The sequence below is a fragment of the Floridaenema evergladense BLCC-F167 genome (assembly GCF_041929205.2).
GTDB lineage: Bacteria > Cyanobacteriota > Cyanobacteriia > Cyanobacteriales > Aerosakkonemataceae > Floridanema > Floridanema evergladense.
The window spans coordinates 2,843,816-2,858,829 of record NZ_CM171625.1 but is presented as its reverse complement, the minus strand read 5'-3'; the positions used below and the strand labels follow the sequence as shown (position 1 = coordinate 2,858,829).

The 15,014-nt window shown below is 40.3% G+C and carries 16 protein-coding genes; 9 read left to right on the top strand and 7 right to left on the bottom strand.

What is annotated here, in order from left to right; all coding sequences use genetic code 11:
- Positions 1–16: 16 nt before the first annotated feature.
- The 5 genes from ACE1CA_RS14100 to ACE1CA_RS14080 form a co-directional block, all read right to left on the bottom strand.
- On the bottom strand, positions 17–1,126 hold the full coding sequence (locus ACE1CA_RS14100; RefSeq protein ID WP_413279714.1) for an aliphatic sulfonate ABC transporter substrate-binding protein: 1,110 nt from the start codon (positions 1,124–1,126) through the stop codon (positions 17–19).
- A gap of 126 nt (positions 1,127–1,252) precedes the next feature.
- Positions 1,253–2,440: an acyl-CoA dehydrogenase family protein gene (locus tag ACE1CA_RS14095; protein WP_413279713.1), complete on the bottom strand. Its 1,188-nt coding sequence runs from the start codon at positions 2,438–2,440 to the stop codon at positions 1,253–1,255.
- 145 nt (positions 2,441–2,585) lie between these two features.
- Entirely contained in the window at positions 2,586–3,362 is a 777-nt protein-coding gene (locus ACE1CA_RS14090) for an ATP-binding cassette domain-containing protein (RefSeq protein WP_413279712.1), read from the bottom strand.
- A gap of 425 nt (positions 3,363–3,787) precedes the next feature.
- On the bottom strand, positions 3,788–4,486 hold the full coding sequence (locus ACE1CA_RS14085) for a glutathione binding-like protein (protein WP_413279711.1): 699 nt from the start codon (positions 4,484–4,486) through the stop codon (positions 3,788–3,790).
- A 208-nt stretch (positions 4,487–4,694) separates the two neighbouring features.
- A complete protein-coding gene (locus tag ACE1CA_RS14080) occupies positions 4,695–5,393 on the bottom strand; it encodes an SDR family NAD(P)-dependent oxidoreductase (RefSeq protein ID WP_413279710.1) in 699 nt (232 codons plus the stop codon).
- Positions 5,394–5,663: 270 nt separating this feature from the next.
- On the opposite strand from ACE1CA_RS14080, the gene ACE1CA_RS14075 reads away from it, so the two are divergent.
- From ACE1CA_RS14075 to ACE1CA_RS14035, 9 genes are all read left to right on the top strand, one after another.
- Positions 5,664–6,344 carry a glutathione S-transferase family protein gene (locus tag ACE1CA_RS14075; protein ID WP_413279709.1) on the top strand — a complete coding sequence of 227 codons (681 nt, stop codon included), beginning with the start codon at positions 5,664–5,666 and terminating at the stop codon, positions 6,342–6,344.
- A gap of 213 nt (positions 6,345–6,557) precedes the next feature.
- A complete protein-coding gene (locus ACE1CA_RS14070) occupies positions 6,558–7,433 on the top strand; it encodes a CmcJ/NvfI family oxidoreductase (RefSeq protein WP_413279708.1) in 876 nt (291 codons plus the stop codon).
- Positions 7,430–8,473 (top strand): sulfonate ABC transporter substrate-binding protein, encoded by a 1,044-nt coding sequence (locus ACE1CA_RS14065; protein WP_413279707.1) that lies wholly within the window; start codon positions 7,430–7,432, stop codon positions 8,471–8,473. Before ACE1CA_RS14070 ends, ACE1CA_RS14065 begins: the two co-directional genes overlap by 4 nt.
- A gap of 354 nt (positions 8,474–8,827) precedes the next feature.
- Complete coding sequence (locus ACE1CA_RS14060) at positions 8,828–9,613, top strand: extracellular solute-binding protein (RefSeq protein ID WP_413279706.1); 786 nt, start codon at positions 8,828–8,830, stop codon at positions 9,611–9,613.
- A 160-nt stretch (positions 9,614–9,773) separates the two neighbouring features.
- Positions 9,774–10,574, top strand: a complete 801-nt coding sequence (locus ACE1CA_RS14055) for an SDR family oxidoreductase (RefSeq protein WP_413279705.1) — start codon at positions 9,774–9,776, stop codon at positions 10,572–10,574.
- A gap of 88 nt (positions 10,575–10,662) precedes the next feature.
- A complete protein-coding gene (locus tag ACE1CA_RS14050; RefSeq protein ID WP_413279704.1) occupies positions 10,663–11,214 on the top strand; it encodes a 1,2-dihydroxy-3-keto-5-methylthiopentene dioxygenase in 552 nt (183 codons plus the stop codon).
- Complete coding sequence (locus ACE1CA_RS14045) at positions 11,214–11,849, top strand: HAD-IB family phosphatase (protein WP_413279703.1); 636 nt, start codon at positions 11,214–11,216, stop codon at positions 11,847–11,849. The genes ACE1CA_RS14050 and ACE1CA_RS14045 overlap by 1 nt, the downstream gene beginning before the upstream one ends.
- 6 nt (positions 11,850–11,855) lie before the next feature.
- Positions 11,856–12,491, top strand: a complete 636-nt coding sequence (gene mtnB, locus ACE1CA_RS14040) for a methylthioribulose 1-phosphate dehydratase (protein ID WP_413279702.1) — start codon at positions 11,856–11,858, stop codon at positions 12,489–12,491.
- Entirely contained in the window at positions 12,484–12,783 is a 300-nt protein-coding gene (locus ACE1CA_RS14035; RefSeq protein WP_413279701.1) for a putative quinol monooxygenase, read from the top strand. Before mtnB ends, ACE1CA_RS14035 begins: the two co-directional genes overlap by 8 nt.
- Positions 12,784–12,837: 54 nt before the next feature.
- On the opposite strand, the gene ACE1CA_RS14030 is transcribed toward ACE1CA_RS14035, so the two are convergent.
- Positions 12,838–13,875, bottom strand: a complete 1,038-nt coding sequence (locus tag ACE1CA_RS14030) for an NADP(H)-dependent aldo-keto reductase (protein ID WP_413279700.1) — start codon at positions 13,873–13,875, stop codon at positions 12,838–12,840.
- Positions 13,876–13,970: 95 nt separating this feature from the next.
- Positions 13,971–14,903 carry a TauD/TfdA dioxygenase family protein gene (locus ACE1CA_RS14025; RefSeq protein WP_413279699.1) on the bottom strand — a complete coding sequence of 311 codons (933 nt, stop codon included), beginning with the start codon at positions 14,901–14,903 and terminating at the stop codon, positions 13,971–13,973.
- Positions 14,904–15,014: the final 111 nt, after the last annotated feature.

Below are 15,014 nucleotides of genomic sequence, written 5' to 3'. Positions count from 1 at the left end.
GTTGACAATTGCTCAATTATTGCTGCTGTGCTACAGCTAAAACCTCTTTGGGAGTAAATCCAGCATATTCTTGAGGTGACAAAAAGCCTTCTCTAACATTCACTGTTTTGGGGATTAATCCCAAGCTATACCACTTATCTGCCACTTCTTGTTGCTTGCTGATTACTTCTTCTGTAATTGGTTGTAATCCCCACTGATATTTTTTGTGCATTTCTACTAGGATAGGTACATCCAATTGAGTCACTGAAGCAAGCTGCTCTGCCATTTCTTGAGGGTGATCTTTAGACCAAATTTCGGCTTTTTGCAGTTCTTCAAGAAATACTTTAATAGCTTCTTGGTTTCCTTGGTAAAACTGACGACTGGTAGAGTAAAAGTTTCTGGTATCTCTTAATTCGCCGCCATCAAATAGAATCCGACCAATATTTTTTTGTACTGCTCTAGTAACGAAGGGTTCCCAGATAAACCAAGCATCTACTTTTCCTTGGCTAAATGCTACATTTGCGTCTGGTGGAGGCAAGAAAACTGATTCTACATCAGTCAATTTTAGCCCTTCTTTTTCCACCGCTTTAACTAATAAATAGTGTCCAATAGATGCTTTTTGAAAAGCTATTTTTTTGCCTTTTAAATCAGTAACGCTTTTAGCAGTAGAGTTGACCGGAACTAACAGAGAAACTGTTTTACCATTTTTAGATGTAGTAGCTAAATAAACTAAAGGTGCTCCTGCTGCCTGGATAAAAACAGGAGGTGATTCTGCTGTAGATGCGATGTCCAAATTACCTGTATTTAAAGCTTCTAATTGTTGAGGCCCAGCAGCAAATTCTAACCACTCTACTTTGTAACCCAAGGGTGCTAACTTTGCTGACAAAGTTCCTTGCTTCTCTAGAATTGCTAAAGCAGTAAGTTGTTTTGAACGAACAACACGAAATACTTTAGTAGTAGGAGTAGGAATAGCAGTAGAAGTAGAAGAAACAGGTGAGTTTGTTTGTGACTGAGTTTGGTTCTTTTGAGTGCCGCAACTCAGTAAAGTTATTGATACTACTAAGCTGTAACCAAGAACGAACAATGAAGCGCGACGAGTTATCGGTTTTCGCTGCCAGGATGTCAATTTTTGTTGCCAATTTTGCATAGATAAAGTTAATTAACCTCAAAAATTTTCTGTTGGGTATTAGTAAATAAGGTGGGTAAATCCCACCTTACAAGAACCGAGGAGAGAAACTGAATCAGGTAAGCTGAATCAGTTAGGGAAACTTGTTTAGGAGTATTGAGTAACTGTTGGTAATTCTCTATTAAGTACCCAATTTCCGATGTCTTTTAATTTGTAATCTACTGGATCGTGAAGGGTGAAGGTGCGTAAATCTCGCCAGTAGCGATCGAACCCATATTTAGTAGCAGTAGAACGAGTTCCCATTAGTTCAAAAATGCGATTAGTAACATTCAATCCCACTTTTGTGGCAAATGCTTTAGCGGCGAAAACTGCGATCGCTACTTCTCCCCTTTCTTGTAGAGTCAAGTTAACATCTTTGTCCCAAGCTGCTTGCACTTTTACAGATGCTTGATCTGCTAATGCGATCGCTGCTTTTAGTTCCGTCCATAATTCACCATAATGATGCAAAATGTAAGGATCTTGAGTTGCACTACTTACACCAGAAGTAATCCAAGGTTTACTATTATTCTGGGTGTAATTTTTAGCAGCTTTAAATGCACCTTTGGCAATGCCCAAATAAACATAAACTTTCGTTAATTGAGCAATAATGCCAAGAAAAGTAGCAAAAGCATTATCAGAAGGATTATCTATCCCCAAAACTTCGTTTCTTTTTACCAAAACATTATGAAAAGTAAAAGTATCGCTATCAGTTCGCCGTTGCCCAAAATTGTTCCAATCTTGCTGAGAAACTAACCCTTCTCTATCTTTGGGAATGACAAAAATTAACGGTACTTCTACACCATCTTGTAAAGCCGAAAATACTCGCAAATCTGCAACTGCTATGCCTGTACCAAAACTTTTTACTCCATTAACTCGAAAGTCTTCCCCATCACGAGTAATTTTTAGTCTGGTATCTCTGGTGTTAATCGCATTTGCCCAAAATAAATTATGAGCAGCGGTTTCTCGATAGTATCTTTCTTTTTGTTCGGAAGTTCCCGAAACATGAGCCAAAGCAACTAAATTTAAATGGTTGCCATACAATTGACCGATCGAACCATCAGCTTGGGAAAGTTGGAAGACAATTTTTAAAGCTTCTACCCAATTTCCGCCAATTCCACCGTATTCTTGAGGTACGACTAAAGGCAACAAACCACTTTTACGCAGTCGATTAATTTCATAATCAGGAAGTCCCGCTTGTGAATCCCGTGCTACTGCATTTTCTTGCAATTCTTGAGATAAGGAAGCAGCAACTTGAAACCAATCTTTTGTATCCTTGATTTCTAACAGTTGTACCAATGGATTTTCCTCCTACTTTTTTCATAAATGAAGGATTAGGAAAAGATAAAGGACAAAGTTTCCCGTCTTACTTTTATCCTTTATCCGTAAAGCTGCAAACATTAGCCCTTTTTGTTATAGCCAGTTGACAGATATTCCTCCGGTTTTAAGCTGAAATTTTATCTAATTGGTGCGATATTACATTCTCACCACTCATCACTCGCTGTAAAATTTTATCTACAGTATGTGCAAAGATAGCATTTCCTCTCACTCTAGGACGTGGTAAAGAAATCGGCAGATCCATTGCAATTTGTCCATCTTCAATCAAGATTACTCGGTCTGCTAAAACTACAGCTTCTTCTACATCATGAGTGATTAATAACGCTGTAAATTGCTTCTCTTGCCACAAATTTTCCAACAATTGTTGCATCTCAATTCGAGTTAGTGCATCTAAAGCTCCTAATGGTTCATCGAGAAGTAATAAACGTGGTTCACTTACTAGTGCTCTAGCTAAAGCTACTCTTTGGCGTTGTCCCCCAGAAAGTACCGCAGGCCATTCTTTAGCACGTTCTTCTAATCCCACTGCACGGAGTAATTGCCAAGCATTTCTTCGTTCATAAATTGAAGAGCCAGTTAATCCTAGTTCTACATTTGTTAACACCTTTTGCCAAGGTAGCAACCGCGCATCTTGAAACATCATCCGCACTGTTGGATCTATGTGATGGGATGCTTCATCATCCAAAATTACTTCACCGGAACTAGGAGAATCTAGTCCGGCAATTAGACGTAACATTGTGCTTTTTCCACAACCACTACGTCCCACAATTGCGACAAATTCTCCCGGCATTACTTCTAAATTGATACCTCGTAATACTACTTCTTTTCCGAAAGATTTGTTCAGTCTTTTAAGTTTCAAATGAATGCCTTGAAATTCCGATTTCATTTTAGAATCCTCCCATAATAAATCCTGCACGAATTAAGCCAATTTCAAAGATACTGATTAACTGAGAATCAGCTGTGAATAGCTCTCGTGTTGGTCTATAAAGCTAAAAGCTTAATAACCTTTTTCATTCAATGCCGTATAGTTCGGTGGTTTAGCCTTGGAACCAGCATTGCAAACTACGGTAACTCGGTAGATAAACAGTAGTTTATTTGATAAAAGCTAGTTTGTCACATTTATTTTGAAAATGCAAGTGTATTTTATACAAAATTTAAAGCTGTGGTTGCTGGAAAATTATCCGTACAAATCCTACTTATTAAGTAAAGTTTTCAGGGCAAAGATTACTGATTTAGTAATAATTAATCACACGTACATTTTTGCGCTGTCTTTGCTCTTATCCCAGTGGCGAAGGCAGCGCAACAACGTACCTAGCGTTTTACTGTACTGGCGGATTGGTTAAATAATAAATCCCGCGATTGTTCGGGACCGATCGCCTGACTTTTAAAGGCTTCTGCTTTTTCGTAAGCGCGAATAGTTGCCGGACGTGCTTTAATTGCTTCAAACCAGCGTTGTAGGTTGGGAAAATCTGCCAATTTTTGATTTTGCTTTTCGTAAGGCACAATCCAAGGATAAATCGCAATATCAGCGATCGAATATTCACCCGCTACAAATTCCCGATCACTCAATCGCTTATCCAAAACTGCATACAAACGCCCAGTTTCATTCACATAGCGATTGATTGCATAAGGAATCTTTTCCGGCGCGTATTGGGTGAAATGATGATTCTGACCTGCCATCGGCCCAAGTCCGCCCATTTGCCAGAAAAGCCATTGCAAAACCTCGACGCGATCGCGAATATCAGCCGGAATTAACTTTCCAGTTTTTTCTGCTAAATAAAGTAGAATTGCCCCAGATTCAAACACTGAAATCGGTTCGCCACCATCAGCAGGTTCGCGATCGATAATTGCCGGAATCCGATTATTAGGGGAAATCTTCAAAAACTCTGGTTTAAATTGATCCCCTGCACCAATATTTATGGGAAATAAAGTGTAAGGCAATCCAACTTCTTCTAAAAAGATGGTAATTTTGTGTCCGTTCGGTGTCGTCCAATAGTAAAGTTCGATCATGGATTTGTGACTCCTAAAATGATAAAAACAACAGTTATCTAAAACTCGGTTTTGGGGACTGGGGACTAGGGACTAGGGACTGGGGTTATTTATTAATCAGGCTCTCCCATACTCATGATGATAAATAACCCTAATTAACGCCAGTTTCTAATGGTTAATCCTTTCTTGTCCACAGTCCCCAGTCCCTAGTCCCTAGTCCCCCATTACCTTAAAATTTTTCAACCCAAGGGCGCAATTCTACTTCATAAGTCCAAGCACTGCGAGGTTGCCGCAAGATATTGAGATAGGTTTGAGCGATCGCATCTGGATCGAGAAAACTATCCGGTTTGTCTGGTGGCTCTAAGCGTGTAGCAGAGCGAATTACCCCATCAATTACGAAATGTGCGACGTGAATATTTTGGGGAGCCAATTCACGGGCGATACTTTGAGCTAAACCCCGCAAGGCAAATTTACCCATCGCAAACGGCGCAGAGCGAGGATAACCTTTGACACTAGCGGAAGCACCTGTAAAGAAAATTGCCCCAGAGCCTAACTTTAACATTCGTTTGGCTGCTGCCTGTGCTACCAAAAACCCACCATAAGCCGTAATTTCTAATGATTTAGCGACTTCGATCGCGTCAAGCTCAATTAGCGCCCCCGGAATTCGTAAACTTGGATTATAAACCACGACTGTTGGTACACCTAACTTTTGTTCAACTTGATTAAATAATTCGTTCACTTCATCAGGCTTGCTGGCATCACAGGTAAAGCTTGCGGCTCCAATTTCCCCAGACAAGGCGCTGAGTTTATCAACTTGCCTGGCTGCCAGAGCAATAGTCATGCCCTCTGCCGCAAACAAGCGGGCTATAGATGCACTAAGTCCGCTACCAGCGCCAATAATCAATGCTGTGGTTACTTGGTCGTTCAATTTCTCTGGTTTTAATTCACACTATTTAATCAAAATAGCTTGTCTTTCAGAAAAAAGTATGAAATACTTTAAAAGTATTTTACAGTAACTTGACCGACAATTAGTAGTTTTTAATCTGGCTAGTTGAGATAGGCGCTAGTCAGATTACTTAATCCTTCATGATTCAAGTCAGTTCGTTTTTGAATTGGGCTGTCATTTAAGTTGAGCTAATTCGCATCAAAGCTACCCTAAACAGCCGGAGATTCCCCAAATTAACAAAGGAAGAAATTCATGAGTACCATACAACTTTATTTCGCCAAAGGTTCAACTTTCTCCCAAAGAACTCGCGTGGTTCTCTTAGAAAAAGGAATTGACTTTACTGCTACCGAAGTTGACTTACAAAATAAACCGGATTGGTTTATTCAAATTTCCCGCTATGGCAAAGTTCCAGCGATTAAACATGGAGATGTTGAGTTATTTGAATCGAGTATTATTAATGAATATCTCGAAGAAGTTTTTCCCGAACCAGCATTATTACCAAGCGATCCAGCTGCTAAAGCGATCGCTCGCATTTGGATCGACTACGCTAATACTCGCTTAGTCCCGGCATTCAACAAACTCTTACGTGGTAAGGATTCTACTGAACGGGAACAAGGAAGGAGGGAATTTTTAGAAGCTTTATTGTATGTTGAGCAAGAGGGAATTAGTAAGTTATCCGGTAATGGGCCGTACTGGTTAGGAGAGAATTTCAGTTTAGTTGATATTAGTTTTTATCCTTGGTTTGAACGGTTGCCTGTGTTGGAACACTTCCGCAATTTTACCCTGCCAACAGAAACGCCTCGGTTGCAGGAATGGTGGAGTGTTTTGCGCGATCGCGAATCCATTAAAGCCGTAGAAAATCCTGCTAGTTACTACATTGAACGATTCACTAAGATTTTAGGTGAACCTGTTGCTGTTGCTACTCAAAAATAGGATCAGGATTTAAGGATTTACATGATGAACAGGATTAACTCAGATCTTGCACCTAGAGGCAGAGCCTCTATTCTTCGTTCCCAGGTTGAACCTGGGAACGAGGATCTGGGAGGTTCCACCTCCCTTGGTGGAAGATCTGAGTTAATCAAGAAGTCTGTAAATCTGTAAATCCTGATTAATCTTTTCTCTAATTCAAAACTCAAAACTTATTCTATGAGTCTACCCAATCAAGTTATCGATCGCCCGGTTATTGAGGATTTACCTTACGTTGAGGCGGTTCTCAATTACTTAATTCCTATGGCAGAAAAGCCAGTCAATTATACTTTCGATCCGCCGCCTGGTATTCCGCGCCAGAGTGGGAGTTTTCAAGGTTACAAATTGCCGATTCGTGATGGTAGATCGATCGCACCCAACCTATCATTAGATCGAGAAGGTTTTGCATTAGTTTCACATCAGAGCAAAGTTCGTGACTTTTACGACGAAAACGAAATCTACAATGTCTACTACCCGGAAGCTGAAAAGCTGCTTTTAGAAGTAACGGGTGCAGCTAAAGTTGTGGTTTTCGATCATAACGTTCGTAATATTTACAAAGCGCAGAAGGGAGAGAACGGAGCAAAAGAACCAGTGAAGCGCGTACATAACGACTTTACTGCCTCTTCCGGCTATTCTCGTGCGCGTGCGGTGCTAATGGCGTTAAGCGAGGCAGATCCAGAAGCATTATTAAAAAATCGGTTTAGCGTGGTTAACGTTTGGCGACCGATCGCACAACCAGTTCAAGAATCACCATTAGCGGTGTGCGATGCTCAAAGCATTGCTCCCACAGATTTAGTAGCTGGGGATTTAGTATATCGCGATCGCGTTGGTGAAACTTACGCAGTTACTTACAACCAAGCGCACAGATGGTTTTACTTTCCGCATCAGCGATCGCACGAAGCATTACTTATCAAATGCTTTGACTCTGCACAAGATGGTAAAGCTAGATTTGCCGCCCACACTGCCTTTGACGATCCCACCAGCCCACCAGATGCACCGCCACGTCAAAGCATCGAACTGCGAACATTAGTCTTTTATTCTGCTGAAAAACTATGAGATTAAAAAGACGAGAAGTATTGCTAGGGCTGACAAGCTTAGGTGTTACCTTGATTTCAGCCAGCTGTAATAACAACTCATCCAATCAAACTGCACAAACCAACCAACCTGCAAATCAAACAGCTGCTTCTCCTGTAGTTAGCAGCGGTTCCACAGCAAATGGATCTAAAGTACGCATCGGTTATCAACGATTTTCCGAACTTGATTTGATTCGCACTCGCGGTGAACTGGAAAAGCGTTTGAAGGAAAGAGGGTTTGCAGTTGATTGGGTGTTTTTCCAATCAGGCCCACCGATGTTAGAAGCGATGAATGCAGGTAGTTTAGATTGGGGAGGTGTAGGAGACACGCCACCTATTTTCGCTCAAGCAGCAGGTGCTCAATTTTACTACGTTGGCATGACTCCACGAGGGCCAAAAACACAAGATATTGTAGTTTTGAAAGATTCACCGATTCAAAAACCTGCTGACTTAAAAGGCAAAAAAGTTGCACTTCAGAAAGGATCTAGTGCTCATTACTTGTTGATTTCAACACTGCAAGAAAACAATATTCCTGCTGATTCTGTTGAGGTTGTCTCCCTTTCCCCGTCGGATGCTCGTGCTGCCTTTGAACAGGGTAAGATAGATGCTTGGTCGATTTGGGACCCTTTCTTAGCAGTAGTTGAAAATACAGGGAAAATCCGAAACCTTAATGTTGGGAAGGATCGTCGGGCTTTTTTCCTGGCTTCTCAAAAATTTGCTAAAGAAAACCCGGATTTAGTCAAAATAATTCTTGAAGAAGCCAAAAATAACGAGGAGTGGGGGCAGAAAAATACTAGAGAAATTGCTCAACAGTTTTCCCAACAATTAAATATTGATGCTTCCATTTTAGAAATTGTCAATGAGCGGAGGAAGTGGGGACTTTCACCGATCGATAATTCTGTTTTAACTGCTCAACAACAAGTCGCAGATACGTTTTATCAACTTAAGATTATTCCCAGGCAAATTCAAGTTAAAGATGTGGCTTTGCCTTCCGATACTTACGCCAAGCTCTATCCCTCCTAAAGTTAAACATTGTGACTCACAATCTGTCAAAACCTGATGTACTAAAGGATTGGCAGATTGTTAAATAAAATATGCCTTTTGGTAGATAAGCTTAAATACATTTGTGATGATTATTATGTAATACGGTAACTCGCCCGACAAACCGTATATTAATCATAATTAACTTGAGGATTGCTTGAACAGCTTATCCAGTAGGGAATTTTTTGGAAAATTATCCCCTGGATAACAGCAATTTCAAAGCTACAATTTTTTGTTGAAATAAAAGTATAGGATATGCAAAAATTTTTATTTTTTTCTACTAGCAAAACGCTAAAATCTCCCTTAAACAAAAGCCACTTTTTTCTAGGATTTTTGATGGTTATTACTTGGGGTATAACCTCTTGCAGTAGGGAGCAGCAAAAACAAAATCAAGTAAGTATTGATGGTGGTGCGGTGGGTTACGCCATTCACCAAGCAATCGCTGCTTGCTCAGGCAGTAATGCTAACACGGCTCCTAAGCCGGATGTAAATTTAAACCTCGTTTCTTACTCAGTTACTCAAGCTGCTTACGAACAAATTGTTCCCAAGTTTGTCGAAAAGTGGAAAAAGGAACAGAATCAAAACGTCACCATTAATCAAAGTTTTGGAGGTTCTGGTTCTCAAGCTCGTGCTGTAATTGATGCCAAAGCACAGAAATTTACTACTAAAGTCTATAAAAATGTCCCCCTACTAGCATCAAATGCGCGTGAGGCTAGCGAACTATTTTTCAATCAAGGCAAGGGAGATGTGTTACTCAATTACGAAGACGAAGTAATTTTAGCCCAACAGAATGGAAATAAGTTGCCTTATATAGTTCCTGATGTTAATATTTCTATTGACAATCCAATTGCCGTTGTAGATAAAAATGTCGATCGACACGGCACTAGAAAAGTTGCAGAAGCATTTGTCGATTTTCTTTACTCAACAGAAGCCCAACAAGAATTTGCTAAGTTAGGATATCGTCCCGTTAACCCTAGCGTTGTAGCAGAAGTATCTCAGAATTATCCTCAAATAAAAACTCTCTTTACCGTTCAAGATCTGGGGGGTTGGGATATTGTTCAAAACAGGTTTTTTGCTGAGGGAGCAATTTTTGACAAAATTCAGGTTGCTAGCAAATTCTAATAACACTGGGCGGTTGAAACCGCGTCTATACAAACAAAGTCCGCCTGCGCGGACTCACAACCTGCGTAGGCAGGTTTTGTCTGTATAGCCTGCGACTTTAGTCGTAGGGGCAACAATAATTACGAAAAATACAACAAAACCTATTTCATGGGATGTAATTATGAGTTTAGAGTTGGGATTGACTGGGAAAACTGCGATCGTCACAGGTGGTAGTGCAGGTATTGGTTTTGCCACTGCCAAAGCATTGTATAAAGAAGGTGTGAGTGTGGCGATCGCTGCTCGTGATGTTAATAAGTTAGAGAAAGCTGCAAATGAAATTCGAGAACTACCGAATCAAGGAAACAAAGTATTAGCAATTTCTGCTGATATTACACAAGCAGAAGACATTGAAAATCTTGTTTCCAAAACATTAAAAACCTTCGGTCAAATTGATATTTTGATCAACAATGCTGGCTCGGCTCGTGCTGGCTCATTTTTGGAATTAGGAGATGATGCTTTTCTTGATGCTTGGAACTTAAAATTATTGGGTTACATTCGTTTGGTAAGGGCAATTGTACCCGATCAAATTAATCGCAGAGATGGACGAATTGTTAATATTATAGGTGGAGCCGGACGTACTCCTCGCCCTAATTTTCTTCCAGGTGGTACTGCTAACGCTGCATTGCTAAATTTTACTAGGGGTATTTCTTCAGAACTGGCGCAACATAACATTAGAATTAACGCAATTTCACCCGGATTAACAGCAACAGAAAGAGCCGAACGCCTCGCAGAACAAAGGGCACAATCGCAGGGAGTCAGCGTTGAACAAATAAAAGCTGAATCCCTCAAAGCGATTCCGTTAGGTAGACTTGTGCAACCAGAAGCGATCGCAAATCTAGCACTATTTCTAGTCTCTGATTTAGCTTCTTCAATTACAGGAGCCGAATTTCTAGTAGATGGAGGTCAAACTCCCGGAGTTTGAAATATTAAACCCTAGATTTAGATCCCCGACTTCTTAAAGAAGTCGGGGATCTGATAAATTAAAATTGCATAACTTAGGAGTCTAAATCATGGCAAAACTGAGACTAGCAGATGGAACGATTTACACCGATTTGCTAACTATTAGCAATGAACTATCACCGCTCAACATTCAACTAAACTATTGGTCAGTGGGAGAAGATCCACAACTTCATCATTTACTAGAAAAAGAGAGCTTAAATGATGAGGAAAAAGAGCAAGTACTCAAAGCGTTAGATGGTTATTTCAAGCAACTGCAACAAACAGCGAATTATCAATCCCGCGATCTAATTGTGCTACATCCCGAAACTCCTAATCTAGATGCACTGTTGGCAAAATTCGATCGCATTCACACCCACGCCGATGATGAAGTGCGTTACATCATCGATGGAGAAGGAATTTTTGGCTTTGTCCGTCCTGATGGTAGCCAAGTTGAATTAACAGTACAAGCCGAAGAATATATTAACGTACCAGCGGGTACTGAACATTGGTTTTACCTGACTCCAAAACGCCGAATTAAAGCAATTCGTTATTTCATTGGTACAGAAGGCTGGGTTCCCCAGTATACTGGAACAGAAATCAATGTTCGTCCGGTGCTTGTCTAATGGGTCGAATTGTTTTTTGTGATTTCGATGGCACAATTACAGCTGTCGAAACTTTTGTGGCAATGTTCAAAGAATTTGCCCCAGATATTTCTGCGGAGTTACTACCACAAATGTACGATCGAAAAGTAACTTTAAGGCAGGGTGTCCGGCAAATTCTTGAATCAATTCCTAGTAGTCGATATCCAGATATTTTGGAGTTTACCCGATCGCAACCCATCCGTCCTGGTTTTGTTGAATTACTCGATTTTCTAGACCAAAATCAAGTTCCTTTAATAGTTGTTTCTGGGGGATTACGAGGTATGGTAGAAGTGGTTTTGAATCAGTTAGTGCAGCGAGTTCATGCCATTCACGCCATAGATGTTGATACCAGCAGTGAGTATTTACAAATTTATTCCCCTTACGAAGATGGCACAGAAATGGTTGCTAAAGTAAAGGTAATTGAGGATTATGATGCGAGGGAAGCGATCGCTATTGGTGATTCTCTCACAGATTTAAATATGGCACTTTATGCGCCAATTGTGTTTGCACGCGATCGTCTCGCCGAATATTTGGATCAACATCAAACTCCTTATATTCGCTGGAATGACTTCTTTGAGGTGCGCGATCGTTTAGCTCAATTGTGGGAGAGTAATTAAATTGTCATGTCTGCTTTTGATTCACGTTTAGAGTTAATTGCCGCTGCTGAATATTTTTATAAACAAGGTTGGATGGTTGGAACAGCTGGGAATCTCTCAGCACGTTTACCAGATGGCAGTTTTTGGATTACAGCTAGTGGCAAATCAAAAGGCAATTTAAACTTGACAGATTTTGTCAAAATTACTCCTGATGGTGCTGTAGAATTTCCATCAAACGATCTAAAACCTTCAGCCGAAACAGCAATTCATCAGACTATTTACAAGCTATTTCCAGAAGCACAAGCCTGTTATCATGTCCACTCAATCGAAGCAAATTTAGTTTCTCGATTTGTTGAAGGAGATACTTTACTCCTACCCCCTTTGGAAATGCTAAAAGGTTTCAATATTTGGCAAGAAAATCTGAACATTACATTATCTATTTTCCCTAACCATTTGGATGTTAGTAAAATTGCTATAGAAATAGAGGATCGTTTTCAAATAGTCCCCCCACAAATTCCAGCTTTACTAATTCGAGATCATGGAGTAACAGTTTGGGCAGATTCAACAGAAAAAGCCCGTAACTTTATTGAGTTAATAGAGTATATTTTTCGTTACATAGTAGCTGCTAGTCAAACAGGAGTAAAAATCAATCCTTATGTCTAAACAAATTCATGTTGTAGCTCGTTTGATTGCCTTTCCTAACAAAGTAGAAGAAGCAAAAGCTTTGTTATTAGGATTAGTTGAACCGACTCGCAAAGAAGTTGGATGTCTGCAATATGACTTGCTACAAAATCAGGAAGACCCCACAGATTTTACCTTTGTGGAAAAGTGGGAATCTCCAGAAACTTTGGATGCACATCTAGCTTCGGAACATATTCAAAGTGCGATCGCCAAACTTCCCGAATTGATTGCATCAGGCCCAGACATTCGCCGCTACACCTTATTAGATTCTTGAACACTAAAGTGTTCACAACAAACGTTCGTTGTGAACACTTTAGTGTTCCACTATTTAAGGTGCTGGACTAGGATATTTAACATTAATAGCATCAATTTCTGCTAGAATATCCTTGTCTAGAACCACATCTAAACTAGACAAATTCTCGTGCAACTGCTCTATAGTTGTAGCCCCAATAATTGTACTAGTAACAAACCAGCGACTTCGCACAAATGCTAAAGCAAGTTGGGCAGGCGAGAGATTATATTTATGGGCAATTTCTACATAAGCTGCCACTGCTTCATTGACGTTAGGTTTATGATAACGTTGCCCAAAACCCTGATATAAAGTAATGCGAGTATTTTCTGGTTTTCCATTCACATACTTACCTGATAAGTAACCAAATGCTAAAGGACTATACGCTAATAACCCAATATTTTCTCGATAGCAAGCTTCTGCCAATGCCGAATCAAAGGTGCGGTTAATTAAACTGTAAGCATTTTGAATTGAAACAACTTTTGGTAATCCTAATTGTTTAGCAACACGACTAAACTCGCTAACACCCCAAGGAGTTTCATTACTTAATCCCAGATAACGGATTTTACCAGCTTGAATTAAATCAGCAAATACTGATAATTGTTCAGCAATAGGAACAGTATCTCTTTCCTGTTGTGGGTCAAATATTGTTTGCCCGAACAGAGGAACATAGCGATCGGGCCAATGAATCTGGTACAAATCTATATAATCAGTTTGTAATCGCTTTAAACTATTATCAACTGCTCGTTGAACATTCTCTCTATTAATCTCTTGTGCCCCATCTCTCACCCATTTAACCGCTCGACCTGGCCCAGCTATTTTAGTAGCAATAATCAATTGATCTCGCTGTTGTTTTTTTAACCATTCACCAATGTAAGCTTCAGTAGTTCCATAACTTTCAGCACGCGGAGGCACAGGATACATTTCTGCTGTATCAATAAAATTAACGCCATAAGCAACTGCGTAATCTAACTGTTTATGTGCCTCTTCAATGGTATTTTGATGCCCAAAGGTCATAGTACCAAGGCAGATTTCAGAAACTTTAAGGTCACTTTCACCAAGTTTTTTGTATTGCATAGATTTGATTCTCTCCCAAATTAACCAGACAAAATTTAACTTAAGGAAACATTGTAGAGACGTTGTATACAACGTCTCTACAATATGTCTAATTCCTAATTTTGATTGTAGGTGGAAGAGTCACCTTTGATAGCTTCGCTGTGTTTGCCATTGATGCTAACTGGAAGATCGCCTGCGATCGTTACCCGCTGCATACGACGCGGTTGATCGCTGTAATCATAAATCGCATAATGTTGGGTGGCACGGTTATCCCAAAATGCTACATCGCCAACTTTCCAACACCAGCGAACTGTATTTTCAGGGCGAGTAACGTAAGATTGCAACAGCCGAATAATATCATCTGATTCAGTTGTTGATAAGCCTTGAATCTGACGTACAAAACCACCAATAAATAGCCCTTTTTCTCCTGACTCAGGATGAACGCGCACCACAGGATGCAGGGTTTCATATACAGTTGAAGTGAAAACTTTTCGGTAAGCTTTAGTTTCCTCAGAAAGTTTCACCGCTGCTTCTGCATAGTCGTAAGCGTTGCTATGCACAGCCCAAAGTTGATCTGCTAAATTCTTGAGAACGGGCGGTAAGTCTTGGTACGCTGTAACGCTGTTTGCCCAAATGGTATCACCACCTGCGGGGGGAATGTCGATCGCACGCAACACAGAACCCAGCGGAGGGCGATCGACAAAGGTAACATCAGTATGCCAGTTATTCGCACGGGCGGCAGTTCGACCATAATCCAAATCTAAAACTTCTGGATGTCCCGCAAGTGATGGTACTGTGGGATGCGCTGTGGTAAGTTCCCCAAAACGACGTGCAAAAGCGACTTGTCCTTCAGCATCAAGTTTTTGATTGCGGAAGAAAATCACTTTGTATTTAATTAAAGCTTGGCGAATTTCGCCGATCGTGTCGTCGCTAAGGTTTGCACTCAAATCAACACCAAGAATTTTTGCGCCAATGCGTCCAGAAATCGGGTGAATTTCTAAATTTTGAGAAATTTGAGCGTCTTTGTTTTCAGTCAGGATTGGACTCATAATTTTTCTCCAGTTGCAAGTCAAAAGTGGCGATCGATTGTAATGAAAAGGCAGAGATCGTCCGAGAAATCTTGATAGCTGATAGGAGACATCTGGATTCGATGTCTAGCA